Annotated in this window: 20 protein-coding genes; 8 read left to right on the top strand and 12 right to left on the bottom strand. The window is 66.2% G+C overall.

The genetic code is table 11. From position 1 onward, the window contains the following. Window positions 1–51: 51 nt before the first annotated feature. The 5 genes from A3AG_RS0116590 (at window position 52) to A3AG_RS0116570 (ending at window position 4,424) form a co-directional block, all read left to right on the top strand. On the top strand, window positions 52–1,062 hold the full coding sequence (locus A3AG_RS0116590; RefSeq protein ID WP_240619864.1) for a Bug family tripartite tricarboxylate transporter substrate binding protein: 1,011 nt from the start codon (window positions 52–54) through the stop codon (window positions 1,060–1,062). Window positions 1,063–1,135: 73 nt separating this feature from the next. Next, window positions 1,136–2,269 (top strand): NAD(P)/FAD-dependent oxidoreductase, encoded by a 1,134-nt coding sequence (locus A3AG_RS0116585; protein WP_018006503.1) that lies wholly within the window; start codon window positions 1,136–1,138, stop codon window positions 2,267–2,269. Next, complete coding sequence (locus A3AG_RS0116580; protein ID WP_018006502.1) at window positions 2,259–2,606, top strand: (2Fe-2S)-binding protein; 348 nt, start codon at window positions 2,259–2,261, stop codon at window positions 2,604–2,606. Before A3AG_RS0116585 ends, A3AG_RS0116580 begins: the two co-directional genes overlap by 11 nt. Next, complete coding sequence (locus A3AG_RS0116575) at window positions 2,603–3,979, top strand: NAD(P)/FAD-dependent oxidoreductase (protein WP_018006501.1); 1,377 nt, start codon at window positions 2,603–2,605, stop codon at window positions 3,977–3,979. Before A3AG_RS0116580 ends, A3AG_RS0116575 begins: the two co-directional genes overlap by 4 nt. Before the next feature lie 85 nt (window positions 3,980–4,064). Next, on the top strand, window positions 4,065–4,424 hold the full coding sequence (locus tag A3AG_RS0116570) for a RidA family protein (RefSeq protein WP_026164238.1): 360 nt from the start codon (window positions 4,065–4,067) through the stop codon (window positions 4,422–4,424). 73 nt (window positions 4,425–4,497) lie between these two features. On the opposite strand, the gene A3AG_RS0116565 is transcribed toward A3AG_RS0116570, so the two are convergent. The 6 genes from A3AG_RS0116565 to A3AG_RS0116540 form a co-directional block, all read right to left on the bottom strand. Continuing rightward, a complete protein-coding gene (locus A3AG_RS0116565; protein WP_018006499.1) occupies window positions 4,498–5,574 on the bottom strand; it encodes a porin in 1,077 nt (358 codons plus the stop codon). A 57-nt stretch (window positions 5,575–5,631) separates the two neighbouring features. Beyond that, window positions 5,632–6,609 (bottom strand): PDR/VanB family oxidoreductase, encoded by a 978-nt coding sequence (locus A3AG_RS0116560; protein WP_018006498.1) that lies wholly within the window; start codon window positions 6,607–6,609, stop codon window positions 5,632–5,634. Between the two features lie 30 nt (window positions 6,610–6,639). Then, window positions 6,640–8,088 carry an NAD-dependent succinate-semialdehyde dehydrogenase gene (locus tag A3AG_RS0116555; RefSeq protein ID WP_018006497.1) on the bottom strand — a complete coding sequence of 483 codons (1,449 nt, stop codon included), beginning with the start codon at window positions 8,086–8,088 and terminating at the stop codon, window positions 6,640–6,642. Between the two features lie 38 nt (window positions 8,089–8,126). Further along, the gene (locus A3AG_RS0116550) at window positions 8,127–9,263 is read right to left on the bottom strand and encodes an aromatic ring-hydroxylating oxygenase subunit alpha (RefSeq protein ID WP_018006496.1); all 1,137 of its coding nucleotides are present in this window, start codon (window positions 9,261–9,263) and stop codon (window positions 8,127–8,129) included. A 132-nt stretch (window positions 9,264–9,395) separates the two neighbouring features. After that, window positions 9,396–10,985, bottom strand: coding sequence for a BCCT family transporter (locus A3AG_RS31705; protein WP_018006495.1), 1,590 nt, complete (start codon window positions 10,983–10,985; stop codon window positions 9,396–9,398). Between the two features lie 272 nt (window positions 10,986–11,257). Beyond that, window positions 11,258–12,343 (bottom strand): tartrate dehydrogenase, encoded by a 1,086-nt coding sequence (locus tag A3AG_RS0116540; protein ID WP_018006494.1) that lies wholly within the window; start codon window positions 12,341–12,343, stop codon window positions 11,258–11,260. Between the two features lie 100 nt (window positions 12,344–12,443). Between A3AG_RS0116540 and A3AG_RS0116535 the strand changes: the two genes are divergently transcribed. Continuing rightward, window positions 12,444–13,358 carry a LysR substrate-binding domain-containing protein gene (locus tag A3AG_RS0116535; RefSeq protein WP_018006493.1) on the top strand — a complete coding sequence of 305 codons (915 nt, stop codon included), beginning with the start codon at window positions 12,444–12,446 and terminating at the stop codon, window positions 13,356–13,358. Continuing rightward, window positions 13,355–14,341, top strand: coding sequence for a PAS domain-containing protein (locus A3AG_RS31700; protein ID WP_018006492.1), 987 nt, complete (start codon window positions 13,355–13,357; stop codon window positions 14,339–14,341). Before A3AG_RS0116535 ends, A3AG_RS31700 begins: the two co-directional genes overlap by 4 nt. A gap of 2 nt (window positions 14,342–14,343) precedes the next feature. On the opposite strand, the gene A3AG_RS0116525 is transcribed toward A3AG_RS31700, so the two are convergent. From A3AG_RS0116525 to A3AG_RS0116505, 5 genes are all read right to left on the bottom strand, one after another. Beyond that, window positions 14,344–15,957 carry an ABC-F family ATP-binding cassette domain-containing protein gene (locus A3AG_RS0116525; RefSeq protein ID WP_018006491.1) on the bottom strand — a complete coding sequence of 538 codons (1,614 nt, stop codon included), beginning with the start codon at window positions 15,955–15,957 and terminating at the stop codon, window positions 14,344–14,346. Between the two features lie 207 nt (window positions 15,958–16,164). After that, the gene (gene nhaA / locus A3AG_RS0116520) at window positions 16,165–17,523 is read right to left on the bottom strand and encodes a Na+/H+ antiporter NhaA (RefSeq protein ID WP_018006490.1); all 1,359 of its coding nucleotides are present in this window, start codon (window positions 17,521–17,523) and stop codon (window positions 16,165–16,167) included. A gap of 19 nt (window positions 17,524–17,542) precedes the next feature. Continuing rightward, complete coding sequence (locus tag A3AG_RS0116515; RefSeq protein ID WP_018006489.1) at window positions 17,543–18,190, bottom strand: potassium channel family protein; 648 nt, start codon at window positions 18,188–18,190, stop codon at window positions 17,543–17,545. Between the two features lie 40 nt (window positions 18,191–18,230). Continuing rightward, entirely contained in the window at window positions 18,231–19,604 is a 1,374-nt protein-coding gene (locus tag A3AG_RS0116510) for a TrkH family potassium uptake protein (RefSeq protein WP_240619863.1), read from the bottom strand. Window positions 19,605–19,700: 96 nt separating this feature from the next. Beyond that, window positions 19,701–20,723, bottom strand: coding sequence for a class I fructose-bisphosphate aldolase (locus tag A3AG_RS0116505; RefSeq protein ID WP_018006487.1), 1,023 nt, complete (start codon window positions 20,721–20,723; stop codon window positions 19,701–19,703). Window positions 20,724–21,004: 281 nt separating this feature from the next. Between A3AG_RS0116505 and ilvD the strand changes: the two genes are divergently transcribed. Further along, window positions 21,005–22,864, top strand: coding sequence for a dihydroxy-acid dehydratase (gene ilvD / locus A3AG_RS0116500; protein ID WP_018006486.1), 1,860 nt, complete (start codon window positions 21,005–21,007; stop codon window positions 22,862–22,864). Between the two features lie 69 nt (window positions 22,865–22,933). Here the strand turns inward: ilvD and A3AG_RS31695 are convergent. Continuing rightward, a partial coding sequence (locus A3AG_RS31695) for an ISL3 family transposase (protein WP_018004100.1) occupies window positions 22,934–23,202 on the bottom strand: 269 nt, incomplete at its 5' end.

Raw genomic sequence — 23,202 nt, 5'->3', positions numbered from 1 at the left:
CTAACGCCGGCGCCATAGATTCAAGGGCCGCACCTTCATAACATCTCCATCATGATTTTCAAAAGAGGGGAGACTGTTGTGAAGTTATCTATCCTGGACATAGGCCGCGCCGCCGTCGGGCTGATGGCGACCTTTGCGGCGTGTGCCGCCGTCGCGCAGGGCGACTACCCCAACCGGCCGGTGCGTTTTATTGTCAATGCGGCCGCCGGCGGCGCGGCGGATGTGACGGCGCGCATTCTCACCGCCGCCCTCAGCCAGCGCCTGGGCCAGCCCTTTGTGGTGGAGAACCGGCCCGGCGGCGCGGGCGTGATCGGACTCGAGGTTATTGCCAAGGCAGAGCCGGACGGCTACACGATCGGGGGCGCAAACCTCTCCACCTTCGTCGTCGCCGCGCTTGCCGCCAAACGGCTGCCTTATCGCGCAATCCAGGACTTCACGCCGATTGCAAAGCAATGGACGCAGCCGAATCTTCTGGGCGTGACTCCTTCACTTGCTGTCAATTCCGTCAGCGACCTTGTGACATACGCCAAGGGTCATCCCGGCGAGCTGTTCTACGGCTCTACCGGTACGGGAACGTCGCTGCACGTGGTGACCGAACTTTTCCGGACCAAGGCCGGCATACAGATCACGCACGTGCCCTACAAGAGCGCGCCCGCGGCGGAATCTGACCTGGCAGCCGGGCAGATCCAGTTGATGATCAGCAATTTCACCTCCATGGAACCGCAGGTACGCGCCGGCCGTATTCGCGCGTTGGCCATCACAGGCCCCAACCGCTCGCCGTTGCTGCCGAATGTGCCAACCATCGCGGAAGCCGGATTTCCCGCCGTCGAAATGGTGACCTGGGGCGGAGTGGTGGGGCCGGCTCGCATGCCCGCCGCCATCGTCCAGAAGCTGAACGCCGAGATCAACGCGATCCTGGCCGATCCGCGCATCGTAAAGCAGCACGAGAGCCTGGGCGCCACCGTTGCCCCCGGTACCCCCGCCCAGTTTGCCGACCTGATCAGGGCCGATGCCGCCAAATGGGGCGCGGTCATCAAGGCCGGTCACATCAGCATCGATTGAAGCAACCACGCCGCCCGTCTCGCAAGAGAACGCATTGTGCCGGACTGAAGGATCGGGCGGCCGAAGGACAGACATGCGCAAGGAAGAAGTCATCGTTGTGGGGGGCGGCGTGGTGGGTGCGGCCATAGCCTTCGGGGCCGCGAAAGCCGGGGCGCCGGTCACCTTGCTCGACCAGGGCGACATCGCGAACCGCGCTTCGCGGGGAAATTTCGGGCTGGTATGGCTCCAGAGCAAAGGCGACGGGTTTCCCCGCTATGCGCGCTGGTCCCGGGATGCCATCGATCATTGGCAACCGCTCGCGGCCGAGTTGCTGTCCCTCACCGGGATCGACGTCGATCTGCAACAGGCGGGCGGCTTCTGGATAGGGTTCAGCGAGACGGAAATGCGTGCTCGCGAGAAGCTGCTGGAGCGTCTCAGGCACACGGGTGCGGGCGTGCCCTACCGGATGATGGAGCATGCCGAGCTGAAGACCCATCTTCCCGCCATCGGACCGAAGGTGGCTGGCGGCAGCTGGTGCCCGCTGGACGGGCATGTCAATCCGCTCAAGCTGCTGCATGCCTTGCACGCGGGTCTGAAAGCGCTGGGGGCCCAGGTGTTTTCGGGGGTGGATGTGACTGCCGTGCGCCATCGGACCAACGGCGGCTTCGTCGTGGCAGGTTCGCGCAACCTGAGCTGGAGCGGCGACCGGCTCGTGCTGGCGGCCGGACTGGGCAACAAGCAGCTTGCGCCGCAGGTGGGGCTGCACGCGCCGGTCGAGCCAAACCGCGGCCAGGTCCTGATTACCGAGCGGCTCAGGCCGTTCTTGCCCTATCCGACCAACAAGGCGCGGCAGACGGCGGAAGGGACGGTGCAGCTTGGCTATTCCGTCGAGGATGTTGGCTTCGATGATGGCACCACCGTATCCGCCATCGAGTGGATCGCACGGCGTGCCGTGGATACCTTCCCGCTGCTTGCGAACGTGCGCCTGGTCCGCGCCTGGGGCGCGCTGCGCGTGATGACACCGGACGGACACCCGATCTACCAGGAATCCCGGTCATGTCCGGGCGCATTCGTCGCGGCCAGCCACAGTGGCGTGACGCTTGCAGGCACGCATGCCTATGTCGTCGGGCCATGGATTTCGGGACTTGGACCCGCACCGGACGATATCGAAGAATTCGCCGGGGATCGTTACCTCGACCCCGCCAGGAGCTTTGCCAATGCCCACTAAAGACCACGCCGCCGGTGCACCGTTGTTCACGGCGGTCGAGACCGATCGATTGTCCACCGTCACCCTGACGTTCGAAGGCCAGCCGCTGAGGGCGCCAGCCGGTGCCACCGTTGCCGCAGCGCTGCTGCTGAACGGCGTGGCCCCGTTCCGCACCACACCGGTGACATCCGCGCCGCGTGCGCCGTATTGCATGATGGGCGTCTGCTTCGAGTGTCTGGTCGAGATCGACGGAAAGCCCAGCCGCCAGGCCTGCCTGACCGCGGTCCGGGACGGCATGGTCATCAAGTGCCAGCAAGGTGCCTCGGCAATTGCTATCGAGGAAGAGGTTGAAGCATGAACGGTGCAGTGTTCGATGTGGTCGTGGTTGGCGCGGGCCCGGCCGGACTGTCCGCAGCGATCGAAGCGCGGCAGTGGGGGCTGAGCGTCGCCGTGCTGGATGAACAGCCAGCGGCTGGCGGGCAGATCTATCGGAATGTCGACGGGGCAAGCCCGACGCTGCGCGCGGTCCTTGGCGATGACTATGTTGCCGGCGCGGCGCTGACAAGGGCCTTCGCCGCATCCGGGGCGCGGCATATCGCTGGGGCCTCCGTGTGGAACGTCGGCCGGGACCGGAAGGTCAGCTACCTGCAGGACGGTGCCAGCCAGGCCGTCGAGGGCAGGTCCATCGTGCTGGCCAGCGGGGCCATGGAACGTCCCTTCCCTGTGCCAGGCTGGACGCTGCCCGGCGTGATGGGCGCCGGGGCCGCGCAGATCCTGATCAAGAGCGCGGCAGCGCTGCCGCGCCAGCCGGCGGTCCTGGCAGGGTGCGGGCCGCTGCTGTATCTGCTGGCCGTGCAATATCTGCGCGCGGGTATCGAGCTCAAGGCCGTCGTGCACACCACGCAGCGCGCTGACTATCTGCGCGCGGTTCCCCATCTGCCGGCGGCTTTGCGCGGTTGGCGGGACCTGCGCAAGGGCATGGACATGTTCAGGCAACTGCGGCGCCATCGCGTCCCGGTTTATGCGGGGGCGCAAGCCCTCGCCATCCAGGGCGAAGCTTGTGCCGAAGCCCTGTGCTTCACGCACCGGGGCGTCGAGCGTCGTATCGACACCTCGCTGGTACTGCTCCACCAGGGCGTCGTGCCCAATACCCAGATCAGCTGGGCGCTGCGGGCCAGGCACAACTGGAGCGATGCCCAGCTGTGCTGGATTCCGGAGACGGACCAGTATGGCGAGATTGAAGACACGCGCATCTATATCGCGGGCGACAGCAGAGGCATTGTCGGTGCCAGGGCATCCGCGGTGCAGGGAAGGCTGGCCGCGTTGTCGATTGCTTCCAGGTTGCAGCGACCCGGCGTGGGCGAGCGGCGGGTGAGAGAGTCATCGTTGCGTGCCGAGCTGCAAAGACACTTGCGCATCCGCCCCTTCCTGGATGCGCTGTACCGCCCCGGCGACTCGCACCGCATGCCCGCGGATGACGCCGTCATTGTCTGCCGCTGCGAGGAAGTGACGGCCGGGACCATCAGGAAGTATGTCGAGGTGGGTTGCCATGGCCCCAACCAGGCCAAGGCGTTTGGACGCTGCGGCATGGGTCCGTGCCAGGGGCGCCTCTGCGGCCTGACCGTGACCGAACTGATCGCGCAGGGACGCGGCGTGGCGCCACAGGAAGTGGGCTATTACCGCATCCGTCCACCCATCAAGCCCGTCACGCTGGGCGAGCTGGCGGGATAGCATCGCGGCCTGGCCGGGGCCATGGCATCGCCCCGCCGGCACACCGGTTCTGCATGACTATCAACAGCCTGAACCAGGAGGACCTATGGCTGAAATCCGGCGAATCGCTACGGACCAACGACGTAGCCGCGCGGTGGTGTACAACGGCATGGTATTCGTGGGAGGCCAGACGGCCGATGACCGCAGCCAGGACATTCGGGGCCAGACCCGGCAGACGCTTGCCAAGATCGAGAAGTACCTCGCCGACGCTGGCACCGACAAGCGACGCCTGCTGACCGCACAGATCTGGCTGAAGAACCTCGAGCGGGATTTCGAAGGCATGAACGAGGTCTGGGACGCATGGACGGCGCCGAACGCCGCGTCTACGCGAGCGACCGCGCAGTGCGAACTGGGTCATCCGGACATTCTGGTGGAAATCATTGTCACCGCCGCTACGGCGGACTGACGGCGAGAGCGCCGTGCCGGGCGCGCGGCGTGGCGCCGGCCGCGCCGCGCTGGCCCGCACCGACGAAGCCCCCTCAGAACACGTGCCGGATCCCGGCCATCATGCCCACGCGCGTGGTGCTGCGGACATCGGTCACCGGCGTGCCGGCCCAGTACTCGGTCTCGCGGCCGACCGTGCCGCCGCGCGCGAAGGTGGCGTCGGCCTCGAGGAACAGGCTGGTGCGTTTCGACAAGGCATAGTCGGCAACCGCCGAGATCGCATCGGCATTGCCGCTCCCCAGCACCACCGGCGTGGCCTGGAACTGGGTGGTCACCGTGCCGCTCTGTTGGTAGCGGTAATAGGCGCCCGACAGGTGCAGCGCCGGTGTGAGCTGATAGCCGAGGCCGACAAAGGCGATCCAGAAGCGCGCGTCCGGATTGGTCTCATGGCGGCCCATGTAGCCGGCATAGCCGGTGGCCTTGCCGATCACGTAGGAAGCCCCGACCGAGTAGTTGTGCAGCGTGTTGTCGCCGCTGCCGGGACGTTGCTGGTCATAGGCGACGCCCAGCGCCAGCGGCCCGTCCTGGTACATCACGCCACCGCCGATCGTCGCGCCGCGCGCCATGCTGCCGGGGCGCTCGCCGAAGCCGTAGTCGAGCTGCACGCTGACCGGCCCGAATTTCTTCTTGTAGACCACGCTGTTGTCGACGCGGTAGCCCTGGAAGAAGATATCGCCGCCGGTGTAGAGCGGGTCCGACCAGAAATTGCCCCAGCTCTGGTCGAGCGGATCGAAAGACCAGGCGATGTTGTTCAGGGCGTTGTACTGGCGGCCGAAGGTCAGCGTGCCCCAGTCGCCGGACAGGCCGACGTATGCCTGCCGGCCGAACAGCGCGTTATAGGCGGTCTTGCCGTCGTCGGTTCCAAAGCCGTTCTCGAGCAGGAACACGGCCTTGTTGCCGCCGCCCAGGTCTTCGTCGCCCTTCAGGCCCCAGCGGCTGCCGCCGATGCCGCTGGAGACGAGTTCGCCCTGGTCGTGGTGGCGGCCGTCGATGTTGGAGGTGTAGCGCACGGCGGTGCTGATCACACCGTAGAGCGTCAGGTTGGACTGCGCATACGAAACGGCGGGCAGCACTGCGCCCGCCAGCAGCCACAGGCTGGCCGATTTTCTCATGGGTCTCCTCGGGTGGATGTTGGCCGGCGTCCGATGCGCCGGCCTGTTCTGGTCGGATTACAGGTCGAGCACCAGCTTGCCGCCGCGGGCCCGCGAGACGCAGATCATCATGGTCTGCTGCGCCGCCTTCTCCTTGTCGCTAAGGTACTGGTCGAAGTGAACCGCCTCGCCTTCCAGGATGCGGGTCTCGCAGGTGCCGCACACGCCTTCGCGGCACAGGCATTCGACCGGCACGGTGCCGTCGCGCTCGATCGCCTTCAGGATCGACTCGCCCGCGCCAACCTCTACCGTCTTGCCGGATTTCGCCAGCACCACGGTGAAGGCGTCGCCTGCCTGTTCCGGCGCGGCGAATTGCTCCCAGTGCACCCGCGACGGATCGACGCCAACGTCCCGCGCGGCCTGGCGCACGGCGTCGATCAGCGGGGCCGGGCCGCACACATAGACATGCGCACCGGCATCCATGCCGCCCAGCAGGCCGGACAGGTCCAGCTTCTGCCCCTTGCTGTCGACATAGAAGCTGACGCGGCCCCCGGAAGACTGCTGCATGAGCGCCGCCAGTTCATCGCGGAACGCGCCGTGCTCGTCGGCGCGGAACGCGTAGTGCAGTTCGTGCGACGCGCCGCGCTTGCGCAGCTCGTGCATCTGCGACATGAACGGCGTGATGCCGATACCGCCGGCGACCAGCACGTGATGATGCGCGCCATCGTCCAGCGCGAACAGGTTGTTCGGCGTGGTGATGGTGAGCGCGTCGCCCTCGGCCACCTTGTCGTGCAGGAACGCCGAGCCGCCTTTGGACTTTTCCTCGCGGCGCACGCCGATCTGGTAGCTGCCGAGCGCGTCGGGCGAGCTCATCAGCGAGTAGGCGTTGCTGTATTGGCGCTCGCCGTCGCGCATCTGCACGATGACGTGGCTGCCGCCGGTAAAGGGCGGCAGCTCGCTGCCGTCGAGCGCTTCCATGGTGAAGCGCTTGATCAGCGGGGTCACGTGCTCGATGCGCGAGACCCGCACCTGGAGGGTCTGGTAGAAATTGCCCATGCTGCTGTCTTCCGGGTGTGCTGCCGCGCGTTACAGCGCCATGCAGAGGTATTTCATCTCAAGGTAGTCCTCGATGCCGTACTTCGAGCCCTCGCGGCCCAGGCCCGACTGCTTCACGCCGCCGAACGGCGCCACCTCGTTCGAGAACAGGCCGGTGTTGATGCCGACGATGCCGTACTCGAGCTGCTCGGCCACGCGCCAGACCCGGCCGATGTCGCGGCTGAAGAAGTAGGCTGCCAGGCCGTAGATGGTGTCGTTGGCCATGCGCATCACGTCGGCCTCCGAGGTGAAGCGGACGATGGGCGAAACCGGGCCGAAGATTTCCTCGTCGAGCACGCGCATGCCGGGTTTGACATCGGCCAGCACCGTCGGCGCGAAGAACTGCGCACCGGCCTCATGCACGCCGCCGCCGATGGCAATGCGCGCGCCCTTGCCGACGGCATCGGCCACCAGCTCACCGACCTTGGCGATCGCCTTTTCGGTGATCAGCGGACCGATCTCGCTGCCTGCGGTGAAGCCATTGCCGACGCGCAGCGCGGCCACCTTCATCACGTAGCGCTCGACGAACTGGTCATAGACCGCGTCGTGGATATAGAGTCGGTTGACGCAGACGCAGGTCTGGCCGGCGTTGCGGTACTTGGCCTGGATTGCCCCGTCGACCGCCGCGTCGATATCGGCATCCTCGAACACGATGAAGGGCGCATTGCCGCCCAGTTCCAGCGACACCTTCTTGACCGTGCCGGCGCACTGCTGCATCAGCAGGCGGCCGACCGGGGTGGAGCCGGTGAACGACAGCTTGCGCACCAGCGGGTGGCCGGTGAACTGGCTGCCGATCGCCGCCGCGTCGCCGGTGACGACGTTCAGCACGCCCGCGGGGATGCCGGCGCGCAACGCCAGCTCCGCCAGCGCCATCGCGCTGAACGGGGTCTCGTTGGCGGGCTTGACCACCATGGTGCAGCCGGCCGCCAGCGCGGGCGCGGCCTTTCGCGCGATCATCGCCGCCGGGAAATTCCACGGCGTGATGGCCGCGCAGACGCCGATCGGCTCGCGTACCACCACCAGTCGCTTGTCGGCGGCCGGGGAGGGGATCACATCGCCATAGAGGCGCTTGGCTTCCTCGCCGAACCACTCGATGAACGAGGCGGCGTAGCGCACCTCGCCGCGCGCTTCGGCCAGCGGCTTGCCCTGCTCGCGCGTCATGATGGCGGCGAGGTCGTCCTCGTGCGCGATGATCAGGTCGAACCACTTGCGCAGCAGCGCGGCGCGTTCCTTGGCGGTACGGGCTTTCCAGCCCGGCAGGGCGGCATTGGCGGCCTCGATCGCGGCCACGGCGCCGGCCTCGCGCATCAGCGGCACGGTGCCGACCAGATCGCCGGTGGCGGGGTCGGTCACGGCCACGGTGGCGGCGTCGGGGGCGTCGGTCCATTCGGCGCCGATCAGGGCCTGCTGGCGGAACAGGGCGTTGTCCTTCAGTTGCATGGGTCTGGTCTCCGTTTCGGGTTTGGCTGTACCGGCGCTTACGCGCCTTCGTATTCCCTGGCCACCTTGCGGTGGAAATGCACGATGCCGTGCTCGCTGATGCCGCTGCGCTGGCGGTCGACCATGATCCGGCCCTGGCCGCGATAGCCGCGCGACTTCAGGCCCTTCTGCACGCTTTCGACCAGGCGCAGGTCTTCGGGGCGGAACACGTCGCGATACCACTCGACCAGCTTCTGCTGCTCCTCGGTCAGTTCCTTGTTCAGGAAGTAGATCTCGTAGTGCTGGAGCGTGACTTCGGCGCTGGCCGGGAACTCGTAGATCACCGTCATGAAGTTGGCGCCCGGCGGCACGTTGAACATCGTGCAGGGCCAGGCCCAGAAGCCGCTGAAGCTGGGGTCCTTCACCGACTCGTCCAGCTTGAAGGATTTCTCCGACGACTTGGCATGGCCGAACTGCAGCGTCCAGTTGCCGTGCAGCGTGTGGGTGTAGCGGTCGACCTGCACGGAGTCAGAGAAGCCGGGGTGCGCCGGGCCGCAGTGGTAGCACTCCATGTAGTTGTCGACGATGGACTTCCAGTTGGCGGGCGTCTCGGTGACGAAGCGGGCGCCGAGGTGGAGCTCGTCGATGACGGGGCAGGCGGCGCGCATGCGCGCTTCCAGGCCGGGCAGCTGTTCCTCGACGCTGCCGGCGTCCGGGTTCATGTTGATAAAGACAAAGCCGGCGTATTCCTCGACCCGCACCGGCACCAGGCTCGACTTGCTCTTGTCGAAATTGGGCACGTTGTCGCAGTTGCGCGCCAGCGCCAGTTCGCCGTCGAGCTTGAAGGTCCAGGCGTGGTAGGGGCAGGTGATGACGTTCCTGGCGCGGCCGCTGCCTTGCAGCAACTGGTGGCCGCGGTGCGGGCAGACGTTGTAGAAGGCGCGCAGCACGCCTTCGCGATCGCGCAGCACGACGATGCTTTCGCCGATGATCTCGCGCGTCACATAGTCGTTCGATTCGGCCAGCTCGCTGCGGTGGGCCACGCAGATCCAGCTGTTGGCAAAGATCTTTTCCTTCTCGTACTCGAACACCGCATCCCGGGTGTAGAAGGAGGCGGGCAGGGTCCAGGCGTTTTCATCGTCGGCGCAGAAGCCGTCGGGCAGCTTGACGGCGGCGGTGTCCAGGGTCTTCTCCATGATTCCGTTTCCTTGGTTAATTTATGGTTACAAGTTAAATATGGTTTAACGGCGCGGCGTAAAAAAAGGGCCGTAGCGCGGGCAAATTTCCGGGTGAGAGGGGACAGCCCAGGCCCGTCCCCTCTCGCGCGATCAGGCCTTGGCGATGGCGGTTTCGCGTTCGGTTGTCACGCTCTCGGCTTCTGGCCGGGCGGTCTCGATCAGGTGTGCCGGGGTGTCGGCGTAGTCCTGCATCAGCCAGCGGAACAGCCCGAACAGCTTGATGCCGAGGATCACCAGGAACGGGATCGCGGTCAGCACCACGGCGGTCTTCATGGTCTCCAGCGAAGCCTTGACGAACAGCATCGCCAGCGGCACCAGCGTCAGCATCACGCACCAGAACACGCGGCTGGTCGGCGACGGGTCCTGTCCTTCCTTCAGATGGCGGGTGGTGGTGGCGGCCACGGCGTAGGCCACGGCATCGACGTGGGCGGCCAGGAACACGATCATGATCGCCAGGTACACCGCCAGGAATACCTTGCCGGCCGGCAGCGCGCTCAGCAGCATTTCCACCGCAGCCTCGCCGCCATGCTCCTTCAGGATGCGCGGCACATCGATGGTGCCGCTGATGAACTGGTGCATGCTGTAGCTTTCCAGCGCGCCGAAGAAGAACCAGCATCCGACGCTGCCGCCCAGCAGCAGGGCGTAGATGACTTCCTTGATCTTGCGGCCCTTGGACACGCGCGCCACGAACATCGCCACGCCCGGCGAGTACGACACCCACCACAGCCAGTAGAACACGGTCCAGCCGCGGCTGAAGGCACCGTCGCCGGTGGGATCGGTGAACAGGCTCATGTGCACGTAGTTCTGCAGCATCAGGCCCAGGCCGTTGACGATGTTATTGCCGGCGAACAGGGTCGGCCCGATCGCGAACACCACCGCGGCCAGCAGCAGCGCGCCCCAGCACACCATATGGCTGAGGCGCTGCATGCCGCCGTCGATGCCGACGTAGGCGCTCGCCGAGAACAGCACCGACACGCCGACGATCACGACCAGCTGCGTGACGAAGGTATCCGGCACGCCGAACAACCCGGACAGGCCGCGCGTGAAGGTCGACGCGGTCAGCGCGATCGACACCGTCAGCGCCCCGAACATCGTCAGCAGGAAGATCAGGTCCACCAGCCGGCCCACCGGCCCGGTGGCGCGGAAGCCCGTGATGGCCTCGACGATGGAGGCCAGGTTCAGGCCCTTGTTCTTGCGCACATGGAAGTGGTACGCCATCGCCAGCGACGGCAGCGCATACACCGCCCACGCGCTCAGGCCCCAGTGGAAGAACGAATAGCTGATGGAGTGCTCCAGCGCCTCGCGCGTGCCGGTGGGCACGTTCAGGCCCGGCGACTGGTAGTAGTAGACCCACTCCATCACGCCCCAGTACATGGTCGACGAGCCCATGCCGGCGCAGATGAACATGAACACCCACGACAGCGTGGAGTATTCGGGCTTGCCTTCACCCAGCCGCACGTTGCCGTACTTACTGAAGGCCAGCACGAGGCAGGCGATGACGCAGCCGAAGACAAAAATCTGGACCAGCGAGCCGAACGAGCGCGTGGACCATTCGAACAGCATGGTGGCGGTGGCGGCCGCTTCGGCGGGCCAGCGGACCATGGCGATGACGGTGACCAGCACGGCGGTGAGCGTGCAGGCGGTCAGGAAGCCGTCGAGGCGGGGCGTGGGAGTTTTCAAGTGAGTCTCCTCCGATGCGTCTTGGCGCATGGCTTGGTTTTGTGGTGGAACTTGTCTGACCGGCGCGGACGGTGCCCGCGTTCAGATTGCTTGTTTTGTGTTAACTAATGGTTTACAGTAACTATTAGTTAACGGAAACTCTATGCAAAATTCCGGACATGCACAAGCTCCGCGTGGAAAAAAAATGCGGGTGTGACGAACGGTGCGCGCTGCGCGGGATGAAGACGATGCCGGGCGCGAACCCGGCATCAGGTCCCGCTCGCCGCGCAGGCTCAGAGCGCTGCCGCGATGGCCTTGCCGACCTCGCTGGTGCCGGCCTTGCCGCCGGCGTCCGGCGTCAACGGGCCTTCGCGCAGCACGGTTTCGATGGCGGCGAGGATGGCGTCATGGGCCCGGCGCCCGGCTTCGCCGCCCAGGAAATCCAGCATCATCGCGCCCGACCAGATCATGCCGATGGGGTTGGCAATCTGCCTGCCGTAGATGTCCGGCGCCGAACCGTGCACCGGTTCGAACAGCGACGGGAACTTGCGCTCCGGGTTCAGGTTGGCCGAGCCCGCCAGGCCGATGGTGCCGGTACAGGCAGGGCCAAGGTCCGACAGCAGGTCGCCGAACAGGTTGGACGCCACCACCACGTCGAAGCGCTCGGGCTGGAGTACGAAGCGGGCGCACAGGATGTCGATGTGCTGGCTGTCCCATTTGACTTCGGGGTACTGCGCACCCATGGCCGCGGTACGCTCGTCCCACCACGGCATGCTGACGGCGATGCCGTTGGACTTGGTGGCCGAGGTCAGTGTCTTGCGCGGACGCGATTGCGCCAGCTCGAAGGCGTATTTGAGGATGCGGTCGGTGCCGTGGCGGCTGAAGACCGACTGCTGCATCACGATCTCGCGCGCGGTGCCCTCGTACATGCGGCCGCCGACCGGGCTGTACTCGCCCTCGGTGTTCTCGCGGACCACGTAGAAGTCGATGTCGCCGGGCTTCTTGCCGGCCAGCGGGCACGGCACGCCGGGCAGCAGGCGCACCGGGCGCAGGTTGACGTACTGGTCGAACTCGCGGCGGAACCTGAGCAGCGAGCCCCACAGCGAGATGTGGTCGGGCACCTTGTCGGGCCAGCCCACGGCGCCGAAGTAGATGGCGTCGAAGCCGTCGAGTTGCTGTTTCCAGTCGTCCGGCATCATCTTGCCGTGGCGCAGGTAGTAGTCGCAGTTGGCCCATTCGAAGTGGCGCACTTCGATCGGCAGGTTGAACTTGCGTGCGGCGGCTTCGACGACGCGCAGCCCTTCGGGCAGGACTTCGTTGCCGATGCCGTCGCCGGCAATGGCGGCGATCCGGAACGCAGCAGGGAATGGTTTGGTCATGGCGGTGTCTCGCTCGGGTCTGTGGTCAGGGTGCGATCGAGAATGCCGGGAAAGCCGGCGCGGATCATCCGCGCAAGCGTGGATACAGGAAACACGAATCGTGAATAATCTGCCCCCACTGGAAGACCTGCGGGTGTTCTGCCTGGTCGCGCAGCGCGCCAGCTTCGTCGCCGCCGCGGAAGAACTGGGCAGTTCGCCCGCCTATGTCAGCAAGCGCGTCAAGGCGCTGGAACAGGTGTTGGGCGCGCGGTTGCTGCACCGGAGCACGCGCCAGGTATCGCTGACGGAAAACGGCGAGCGCGTGTGCCGCTGGGCCCGCCACATGCTCGACGAGATCGGGCAGCTGAAGGATGAAATCGCTGCCGCCGGCGGCGCGCCGCGCGGGCTGGTGCGCATCGGCAGCAGCGTGGGCTTCGGCAGGCGCCATGTCGCGCCGCTGGTCTCGACGCTGTGCCAGCAGTTTCCCGGCCTGGAAATCCGCTTCGACGTGTTCGACAAGCTGGTCGACCTGGTGGCCGAAGGCATCGATCTGGACATCCGCATCGGCAACGATATCGCCCCGCACCTGATCGCGCGCCGGCTGGCGCGCAACTGGCGCGTGCTGTGCGCGGCGCCCACGTACCTGGCGGCGCGCGGCGTGCCGCAGACGCTCGAGGCGCTGGCGGAGCACGACTGCCTGGTCACCAAGGAACGCGACCACCCGTTTGGCATCTGGCGCATGACCGGGCCCGAGGGCGAGCGCAGCGTCAAGGTGGGGGGGCGGCTGTCGTCCAACCACGGGGAGATCGTCACGGGCTGGGCGCTGGCCGGGCATGGCGTCATGCTGCGCTCGATGTGGGATGTCGCGCCCGACCTTCAGGCCGGGCGCCTGGTGCAGGTGCTGCCCGACTATCGCCAGGACGCGGATATCTGGGCGGTGTATCCTTCGCGCCTGTCCGGCTCCGCGCGCGTGCGCGCCTGCGTCGAGTTTTTCATGCGCCATCTCGGCGGTGCCACGGGGGAATTCACTACATGACAGAAAACAGCTTTGCCTTCCGCCTCAAGGAACTGCTCGAACACAAGAAGCTCACGCTGCAGGCGGTGGCCAACGCGCTCGACGTGTCGCGCCCGGCGGTCCACAAGTGGACCCGGGGCGGCGAGATCGACTACGAGAAGCTGCGCAAGCTGGCGGCGTTCCTGGATGTCAACTGGATCTGGCTGCGCTACGGCGAGCAGGCCCGGCAGGAGGCTGAGACATCGAGTGCGGTGGAGCTCCCCATGACCGACATGCGCCGCCGCTACACCGCCGAGATCATGGAGAGCGAGGCGCGCATGAAGCTGGCCCAGGAGGGCGCGCGCATCGTCACATGGGAATGGAACCTGATTACCGACGACGTGACCTATTCGTCCAACGTCGAGGCCGTGTACGGCTGGCGCATCGTCAGCAACGAAAGCTTCTGGAAGCATGTGCCCGCCGATGACGTTCCCATGATGAACGCCGCCTACGAGGAATCGGTGCGCACCGGCAAGGCCCACGAATTCGACTTCCGCCTGGTCCAGCCCGACGGCAGCATCCGCTGGATCTCGTCGCGCGCCACGCCGGTGCGCGAACTCGACGGACGCATCGTCAAGATCGTCGGCATCAGCATGGACAACACCGCGCGCAAGCTTGCGGAGCAGTCATTGCGCGAGCAGCAGGCGCGGTTCCGGGCGGTGTTCGAGCTGACCTCGGAGGGCATGGCGCTGCTGGACGGCGAATTGCGGTGCGAATCGGTCAACGCGGCGCTCGTGCAGATGGCTGGCGGCGACGCCGAGGCGCTGCTGGGCGACGGCTTTGCCCCGCGCTGCGCCGAGGCCGAAGCCCGCCTGCGCAAGATGACGCGCAACCGGCCCAGGGCGACGTTCGCCGCCGAACTGCAACGCGACGATGGAAGCAGGCTGCCGGTGACGGTGCGCGCGGTGCTGGAGCGCAGCGAGGACGGTGCGTCCTACTACGCCCTGGCGATGCGGCCCGCCTGACATCACCACGGCGCGGTCCGCCAGCCTTGTTCCGTCGCCGCCAGCCGGTCCGTCAGGCCAAGGTTGTTCATGAAGGCATCGTCGTGCGACACCACGACCAGCGCGCCGCGGTAGCCGCGCAACATGGCTTCCAGCGCCTGTGCCGAAGGCAGGTCCAGGTGGTTGCTGGGCTCATCCAGCAATAGCAGCTGCGGCGGTGGATCGGCATAGAGCACGCAGGCCAGCGCCGCCTTGAGCCGCTCGCCGCCGCTGAGCGAGCCGCCGGGCACCGCAATCTTCCCGCTATCCAGGCCAAGGTGCGCAAGGCGCATGCGCAGCTCGCCTTCGCCAGCCGTCGGGTTGGCCGCCAGCATCTGCTCCAGCACGGTTCGCCGCGGGTCCAGGTTGGCCAGCCGCTGGTCCAGGTAGATGCCTTCCACCGGAAGCCTGCATGTCCCGGCCAGGGGCTGCAGCTGGCGCGCGAGCACCTTGAGCAAGGTCGACTTGCCGCTGCCATTGGGGCCGACCACGCCCACGCGCTGCTGCCCTGTCAACGTGAGGCTGATTTGGCGCGTAGCACTGCGGACAAAGGGCAGCTCCACGGCTTCCAGTTCCGCGACACGTCGCTGCGCTGTCAGGGCAACCGGCAAGTCGTGCACCACGATGGCCTGGTCGTGCGCGACCCGCTGCGCGGCCTCGCGCACGCGCTCGGCCAGTTCCAGCCGGGTCTCGGCATGCTGCTGGCGCAGCTTGCCGGCCGAGCTTTCGCTGCGCTCCTTCTGCCGGCCCAGCAGGATCCTGGCCTGGTTGGCCTCTTGTCCCTGCCGGTTGCCGCGGGCCTGGCGCCGCTCCAGGCGTTCGCGTTGCTCGCGCAGGGACTGCTCTTCGCGCCGGCGCTCGAGCTTGCGTTGTTCCAGTTGCTGAATCGCGTTCTGCCGCTCGCGCTCCTTGCATTGCGCGTAGAAGGTGTAGTTGCCCCCATAGCTGCGCAGTCCGAGCGAAGACAACTCGACGATGCGCGTCATGGTGTCGAGCAATTGCCGGTCATGGCTTACCACCAGCAGACCGCGCGGCCAACGCTGCAGTTGCCCGATCAGCGCCTGCCGGTTCGGCCGGTCGAGGTGATTGCTGGGCTCGTCCAGGATCAGGAAATCGGCATCCGACAATAGGGCGCCGATCAGCGTGACGCGCATGGCTTCGCCACCGCTGAGCACGCTGGCAGGCGTCGCGGCATCGAGATGGCCCAGGCCATTGCGCGCCAGTTCGTCCTGCAGCCGCAGGCGTACATCCCAGCGCTCGCCCACGGCGTCGAAATCCTCGGGCGCGCTGCTGCCCGCCTCGATGCGTTGGAGCGCATCGATGGTGGCCTGCACACCGGCCAGGCCTGCCACCGTAGCGCCCGGCGCAGGCGATATCTGCTGGGCGAGATAGTACACGCTGCCGGAGCGCGTACAGCGCCCGCTGGTCGGCTGCACTTGCCCGGCCAGCATGCGCGCCAGCACCGTCTTGCCGGCGCCATTGCGCCCGACCAGGCCGGTGGCACGCTGGTCGAATTGTTCGGTTAGGTCGGAGAAAAGCGTCCTGCCGTCAGGCAGGACACAGGACACGCCTTCCAGCGTGAGACAGGGTTGTGTCATGTGTCGATTCCAAAGATGCCAGGAACTCCCCCTGCTCATGGGGGGTAGGTGGGAGACTGGCCGTCATGAAGACGGCGGCATCAATGGCGCATGACGAGTACCTCGGTGATGGGGGATTGCCCGCAATGTTAAAAGCATTCGCGGCGCGGTGCAATGTCGTGCGCGGCGCAAGGGCTACGTTGCCGTGGTGCGCGGGCGGTTTAATCGCTACCGGCCGGCTGCCTTGAGACTGCGCGCGTAGAACAGCCCCCAGCCGAGCCCGAGCACGGCGGCAATGGCGGAAGCAAGCAGCACGCCGAGCTTTGCGGCGCCAAGCAGGTTGGCATCGTCGAAGGCGAGCATGGCGATAAAGATCGACATCGTGAAGCCGATGCCGGCAAGCAGGCCGACCAGCCACACGCCGCGCCATGAGACTTCTGGGGGCAACTGGCACCACCCCAGCCGAACCGCCAGCCAGCTGATCGAGGCGATGCCCAGCGGCTTACCGAGGACGAGTGCCACGACCACACCCGCCAGCACCATCCGCGCATTCTCGTTGCGGAGATCTACGCCCGTGACATTGACGCCGGCGTTGGCCAGTGCAAACAGCGGCATGATCAGAAAGGCAACCCAGGGATGCAGCGCCATCTGCACGCGCGTCACCGGCGGCAGGACGTCCCGTTGTGCTTGTCGCAGTTGCCGCAGGGGTTCAGCAAGCTTGCCCGGTTCCGCAGACGGGCTCGCGGTACGGTCGCGCAAGTCTTCAACCGCATGCCTGGCTTGCTCCAGCGGTCGCCCGCCGATACGCGCGATCCGTACCGGGGTCATCATGCCCAGCACCACGCCCGACAGGGTCGGGTGGGCCCCGGTCTTGAGCATGCCCAGCCACAATACGGCGCCCGGTACGACATACGCATACGCGGTGCCGATGCCGAGCCATTGGAGGCCCAGGACCATCAGGATGCCGGCAACGGCGAGATAGAGGCCGGTATGGTCAAGACCGGTCGAATAGGCCGCGGCAATGATCAGCACCGCCACGATGTCGTCGATGATCGCCAGCGCCAACAGGAAGACCCGGACGTTGCCCGGGATCGATTTGCCCAGCAATGCGAGCACCCCCACGGCAAACGCAATGTCGGTGGCCGTCGGCACGGCCCATCCATGGCGAGCTGGTAACGCCGGATTGAGCGCCAGGTAAAGCACCGCAGGGACCAGGACGCCGCCTAGCGCCGCGGTGACCGGAAGCGCAGACAAGCGGATGCTTGCGAGCGCGCCTTCATGGATCTCGCGCCGGATCTCCATGCCGACGACCAGGAAGAACACCGTCATGAGGGCGTCGTTGATCCAGAAGTGCAGCGGCTGCTCCACCACATGACTGCCAAAACCGAACGACAGGCTGGTATGCCAGAGCGCGACATAGCTGTCGCCAGCCGGCGAGTTGGCCCAGATCAGGGCAACCGCGGCGGCCACCAGCAGCACCAGGCCACTGACCGCTTCGATATGAAGATAATGGTCGATGGCCGAAAATGCCTTCTCCGCCAGGATTTGGGCGCGCGGCACATCTTGTTGCGAGGCGGGCGTGTTCATAAATCCTGTAGTCGTGGCGCTACGGCTTCCTGGTGCCGCCAGCGAATTGCTCGATCTTGCTGGTCGCGCCGGAAACGACCAGCAGGTCACCGGCTTCGATTGTGGTGGATGGTGTCGCGTGCATGAATTCCTCGTTCGCACGCTTGATCCCGACCACGGTGACGCCGGACTGCTCGCGCACGCGCGACTCCATCAGGCTCTTCCCATGCGTGGACGGCGGTGCGTGAATCTTGGCAATGGCAAAGCCGTCGTCAAACTCGATGAAATCGATCATCCTGCCGGTGATCAAATGGGCCACGCGCGCGCCCATGTCGGCTTCCGGATAGACCACGTGGTGAGCGCCGATGCGCTGGGCGATCTTGCCGTGTTCGGTGGTGAAGGCCTTGATCCAGATGTCCTTGATGTCTAGTTCGGTGAGCGCCATCAGGGTCATCAGGCTGGAAGACATATCGGTGCCGATGCCAACGATGGCGTGCGAAAAATCGGCCACGCCAAGCTGGCGCATGACGCTGACATCGGTGGAATCCGCCTGGACACAGTAAGTCAGGGTGTTCGACCAGCGCTGTACCAGGTCCATGTCCTTGTCGATCCCCATGACATCATGGCCCAGGCGCATCAGCGACTGGGCCACTGCGCTGCCGAAGCGGCCGAGCCCGATCACGACCACGCTGTCTCCTGCGGAGAAGGCAAACTGCTCGGTAAAAAGTCTAGCCAACAATCGGATGCTCCTCCGGATAGCGATACGGCGAGCGGTGTTCGCCCATTGCCAGCGAAACCGCCAGCGTGATGGTGCCAACTCTGCCGGCATACATCAACACAGTCAACGTAAGCTGGGCGCCTGGCGGCAACTCCGGCGTGATGCCGGTCGACAAGCCCACCGTGCCGAAGGCGGAGATCACCTCGAAGATGACGCTGCCGACGGGAAGGTTGGTCAACCGCAGTATCACCAGTGTGCCGATCGTGATCAGCGCGCTGCCCAGTACCAGCACGGTGATCGCCTGGCGCTGCGCCGACGGACTGACGCGGCGCGCGAAGGCTTCGCTGTCAGTGCGGCCGCGGATCTCGGCAATCACCAGCAAGGCCAGGATGGCGATGGTGCCGACCTTGACGCCCCCTGCCGTGCTGGCACTGCCGCCGCCAACGAACATCAGCAGGTAATGCAGGGCCAGGCTCTCCTGCGTCAGCGCGCCGATATCGATGGCATTGAAGCCTGCCGTGCGGGCCGAGACGGAGGCGAACGCCGCGGCCAGCAGCTTTTGCGGCACCGGCATGGGACCCAGGGTCCGGCTGTTGCCCCATTCGAAAAGCATCAGTCCGGCCAGGCCGAGCACCAGCAGCAAGGCGGTACCAAGCAGCGTGAGCTTGCTGTGCAGGGACCAGCGGCGCGGCTCGCGAAGCTTGCCATGCAGGTCGTAGAGAACCGGGAAGCCGAGGCCGCCGACCACGATCGCCAGCATGACGGGCAACAGGATCGCCGGCGCGGCGGCATACCGGGTCAGGCTGTCGGCATGGATCGAAAAACCCGCATTGTTGAAGGCCGAGACCGCATGGAACAAGCCGCTCCATGCCGCAGCAGGCCAAGGCAGGGCGTGGCCGAAATGCAGTTCGGCCGCGAGCCATATCGCGATCGCAAGCTCGCAGCCGAAGGTCACGATCAATACCAGCCGGGCAATGCCGGTAATGTCGCCCAACCCCAGGGCACGTGTTTCAACCTGGGTGATCAATCGCGTCCGCAGGCGCAATGAGCGGTTGACCATCAGGCCAAGCAGCGTCGAGGCCGTCATCATGCCGAAGCCCCCCAGCTGGAACAGGACCATGATGACGGCCTGGCCGAAGCCCGACCAGTAGGTGCCGGTATCCACGACGACCAGCCCGGTGACGCAGACCGCGGACACAGCGGTAAAGAAGGCAACCAGCCACGGCGCCTGCCCGCCCTCGGCTCTCGACACCGGCAACATCAACAGCATGCTGCCCGCCACGATGGCCAGAAAAAATACCAGGGCCACGGTCCTGGTGGGATGCAGAGAGGATTTCATCCCGACATTGTAGGGGCGGCGTGATCCTCTCCATGCACGGGACACGGCGCATCCGCCGCCTTGTCAGGGGCCGGCCGTGGCGAGGCGCCTTGCTGGCGCGAAGCCTGCCTGAGTTCCCCCGACATCCTGGCTTGGTCGGCGTTACCCCGCGGCACCCTCCAGCGACGCATCATATTTCCCCAGGCACGCCATGCCATTCAGCCGCGACCGCAGCAGCAGCGCCTGTTGCGCCTGCGCGGCGTTGGCGGCGTCGCCGCGCCACGCCAGCAGCGGCGGTTCCTGCAGCGCGCGCCCATAGGAAAAGGACAGCCGCCACGGCAGCGGCGCCAGGCGGTTCATGGCGTCCAGGTTGGCAGTGGCCTCGGCAGGGGTTTGTCCGCCGGACAGGAAGAAGATGCCGGGCACCGCCGCGGGCACGGTGCGCTTGAGCACCTGCACGGTCTGCATCGCGACCTCCGACGATGGCGCCTGGCCGGCGTCCTTGCCCGGCAGCACCATGCTCGGCTTGAGCAGCATGTGTTCCAGCGCCACCCCGTAGCGGTGCAGGGCGTGGAAGACTTCGTGCAGCACCGCCTCGGTCACCTGGGCGCAACGTGCCATGGAATGGCCGCCATCCATCAGCACTTCGGGCTCGACGATCGGCACCACGCCGGCCTGCTGGCAGATCGCGGCGTAGCGGGCCAGCGCTTCGGCGTTGGCCTGCACGGCGGCGAGACCGGGCAGGGTGTCCGACACGTTGTAGACCGCGCGCCACTTGGCAAAGCGCGCGCCTTGTTGGCGATAACCGGCGAGCCGCTTGCCCAGCCCGTCGAGGCCTTCGGTGATTTCGTCGCCGGGGGCGAGCGCCAGGGCCAGCTTGCCCTTGTCGACCTTGATGCCGGGCACGATGCCCTGGCGCGCGGCCAGCTCCGGCAGCGGCGTGCCGTCGTCAGCGTTCTGGCCCAGCGTTTCCTCGTAGAGGATCACGCCGCTGATGTAGTCGCCCAGCCCCGGCGTGCCCAGCAGCAATTGACGCCAGGCGCGCCGGTTCTCCTCGCTCGATTCCACGCCGATGCGCTCGAACCGCTTGGCAATGGTCGGACCGCTCTCGTCGGCGGCCAGCAGGCCCTTGCCCGGCTGTGCCAGGGCATCCACGGTGGCTTGCAGTTCACTTGATGTGTCCATGACGTTGCTCCGCGCAGGTGACATAAGCGCAAGCATTTCCCCGAAACGGCGATCGCGCAAGGGCGTTGGGGAGAAATGGCGCGCTCTCATGGTGGCCGCCCGAACATTGCGCGGCGCTTGCCTACGCCGGCGCCACGGACAGGGCGGCATAACCTGCCCGGCCGGCTGTGGGATAATTGCGGCTTTGCCCACGGCGCAGCTCAAGAGGTTGATCGCACGGGCATGCTTGGGCCCTTATTCCCGCGGCCCGCTTCCTACCGCGATACTTCTAAAGCAAGACCATGCCCACATACCGTTCCAAAACCTCCACCGCCGGCCGCAACATGGCGGGGGCGCGCTCGCTGTGGCGCGCCACCGGCATGAAAGACGAAGACTTCTCCAAGCCCATCATCGCCGTGGTCAACTCCTTCACGCAGTTCGTGCCGGGGCACGTGCACCTGAAGGACCTGGGCCAGCTGGTCGCGCGCGAGATCGAGGCCGCGGGCGGCGTGGCCAAGGAGTTCAACACCATCGCGGTCGACGACGGCATCGCCATGGGCCATGACGGCATGCTCTATTCGCTGCCCAGCCGCGACATCATCGCCGACTCGGTCGAATACATGGTCAACGCGCACTGCGCCGATGCCATGGTGTGCATCTCGAATTGCGACAAGATCACCCCGGGCATGCTGATGGCCGCGATGCGCCTGAACATCCCGGTGATCTTCGTCTCGGGCGGGCCGATGGAAGCCGGCAAGACGCGCCTGGCCAACCCCGTCACCAAGGCCATGGAGTTCAAGAAGCTGGACCTGGTCGACGCCATGGTGATCGCCGCGGACAGCGCGTATTCCGACGCCGACGTGGCCGAGGTGGAGCGTTCCGCCTGCCCGACCTGCGGCTCGTGCTCGGGCATGTTCACCGCCAACTCCATGAACTGCCTGACCGAGGCGCTGGGCCTGTCGCTGCCGGGCAACGGCACCGTGGTGGCCACGCACGCGGACCGCGAGCAGCTGTTCAAGCGCGCCGGCCGCCGCATCGTCGAACTGGCGCGCCAGTACTACGAGCAGGAAGACGCGCGCGTGCTGCCGCGCGCGGTCGGCTTCAAGGCGTTCGAGAACGCCATGACGCTGGACATCGCCATGGGCGGCTCGACCAACACCATCCTGCACCTGCTGGCGATCGCGCGCGAGGCGGAAATCGACTTCGACATGACCGACATCGACCGCCTGTCGCGCGTCGTGCCGCAACTATGCAAGGTCGCGCCCAACACCAACAAGTACCACATCGAGGACGTGCACCGCGCCGGCGGCATCATGGCCATTCTGGGCGAGCTGGAGCGCGCCGGCAAGCTGCACACCGACGTGCCGACCGTGCACGCGCCCACGCTGAAAGACGCCCTGGCGCAGTGGGACATCACCCGCACCCAGGACGACGCCGTCAGGCAGTTCTACCTGGCCGGCCCGGCCGGCATCCCGACCCAGGTCGCGTTCAGCCAGAACACGCGCTGGCCCAGCCTGGACCTGGACCGCGCCGAAGGCTGCATCCGCTCCTACGAGCACGCCTTCTCCAAGGAAGGCGGCCTGGCGGTGCTGACCGGCAACATCGCACTGGACGGCTGCGTGGTGAAGACCGCCGGCGTCGACGAAAGCATCCTGGTGTTCGAGGGCACCGCCCACGTCACCGAATCGCAGGACGAAGCGGTCGAGAACATCCTCAACGACAAGGTCAAGGCCGGCGACGTGGTGATCGTGCGCTACGAAGGCCCCAAGGGCGGCCCCGGCATGCAGGAAATGCTCTACCCCACCAGCTACATCAAGTCCAAGGGGCTGGGCAAGGCCTGCGCGCTGCTGACCGACGGCCGCTTCTCCGGCGGCACCTCGGGCCTGTCCATCGGCCACTGCTCGCCCGAAGCCGCAGCCGGCGGCGCCATCGGCCTGGTGCAAGACGGCGACAAGATCCGCATCGACATCCCCAACCGCACCATCAACGTGCTGGTGTCCGACGAGGAACTGGCACGCCGCCGCGAAGCGCAGAACGCCAAGGGCTGGAAGCCGGCCAAGCCGCGCCCGCGCAAGGTGTCTGCGGCGCTGAAGGCGTATGCCAAGCTGGTGATGTCGGCGGACAAGGGCGCGGTGCGCGATTTGTCGTTGTTGGATGATTGATGCGAAGGCGGGCTGGGTGTCCGCTTGCGTCAAGGGGAAAGCCGTTCTTTGGAGCGGCTTTTTTTTGGTTCAACGAGGAATTCCGGGGAAGGCAGCCTTGATCTTCAGGAAGAAGTATTCCTCGTCACGGTAGCCATAGGCTCGGCGCTTGATGACTTTGATGGTGTTGTTGATGCCCTCAACGACGCTGGTATTCAGCGGATGGCGGCATCGGGCAAGGATGCCGTGCCAATACGCTTTCAGGCGCTGGGCGAACAGTTCGAGGGCAGGTATTCGGCTCTGCCTTGCTTGTTCGCACCAATGCTCCCACGCCTTTTGCGCCCATCCCGGGCGGCGAT

Source organism: Cupriavidus neocaledonicus, assembly GCF_000372525.1.
Lineage (GTDB): Bacteria > Pseudomonadota > Gammaproteobacteria > Burkholderiales > Burkholderiaceae > Cupriavidus > Cupriavidus neocaledonicus.
This window is presented reverse-complemented; position numbering and strand designations above follow the sequence as displayed.

Bases quoted from the DNA above. Each gene is read 5' to 3' on its own strand.
- A3AG_RS0116590 (WP_240619864.1), top strand. From the start codon at position 52: ATGATTTTCAAAAGAGGGGAGACTGTTGTGAAGTTATCTATCCTGGAC.
- A3AG_RS0116585 (WP_018006503.1), top strand. From the start codon at position 1,136: ATGCGCAAGGAAGAAGTCATCGTTGTGGGGGGCGGCGTGGTGGGTGCG.
- A3AG_RS0116580 (WP_018006502.1), top strand. From the start codon at position 2,259: ATGCCCACTAAAGACCACGCCGCCGGTGCACCGTTGTTCACGGCGGTC.
- A3AG_RS0116575 (WP_018006501.1), top strand. From the start codon at position 2,603: ATGAACGGTGCAGTGTTCGATGTGGTCGTGGTTGGCGCGGGCCCGGCC.
- A3AG_RS0116570 (WP_026164238.1), top strand. From the start codon at position 4,065: ATGGCTGAAATCCGGCGAATCGCTACGGACCAACGACGTAGCCGCGCG.
- A3AG_RS0116565 (WP_018006499.1), bottom strand. From the start codon at position 5,574: ATGAGAAAATCGGCCAGCCTGTGGCTGCTGGCGGGCGCAGTGCTGCCC.
- A3AG_RS0116560 (WP_018006498.1), bottom strand. From the start codon at position 6,609: ATGGGCAATTTCTACCAGACCCTCCAGGTGCGGGTCTCGCGCATCGAG.
- A3AG_RS0116555 (WP_018006497.1), bottom strand. From the start codon at position 8,088: ATGCAACTGAAGGACAACGCCCTGTTCCGCCAGCAGGCCCTGATCGGC.
- A3AG_RS0116550 (WP_018006496.1), bottom strand. From the start codon at position 9,263: ATGGAGAAGACCCTGGACACCGCCGCCGTCAAGCTGCCCGACGGCTTC.
- A3AG_RS0116540 (WP_018006494.1), bottom strand. From the start codon at position 12,343: ATGACCAAACCATTCCCTGCTGCGTTCCGGATCGCCGCCATTGCCGGC.
- A3AG_RS31700 (WP_018006492.1), top strand. From the start codon at position 13,355: ATGACAGAAAACAGCTTTGCCTTCCGCCTCAAGGAACTGCTCGAACAC.
- A3AG_RS0116525 (WP_018006491.1), bottom strand. From the start codon at position 15,957: ATGACACAACCCTGTCTCACGCTGGAAGGCGTGTCCTGTGTCCTGCCT.
- nhaA (WP_018006490.1), bottom strand. From the start codon at position 17,523: ATGAACACGCCCGCCTCGCAACAAGATGTGCCGCGCGCCCAAATCCTG.
- A3AG_RS0116505 (WP_018006487.1), bottom strand. From the start codon at position 20,723: ATGGACACATCAAGTGAACTGCAAGCCACCGTGGATGCCCTGGCACAG.
- ilvD (WP_018006486.1), top strand. From the start codon at position 21,005: ATGCCCACATACCGTTCCAAAACCTCCACCGCCGGCCGCAACATGGCG.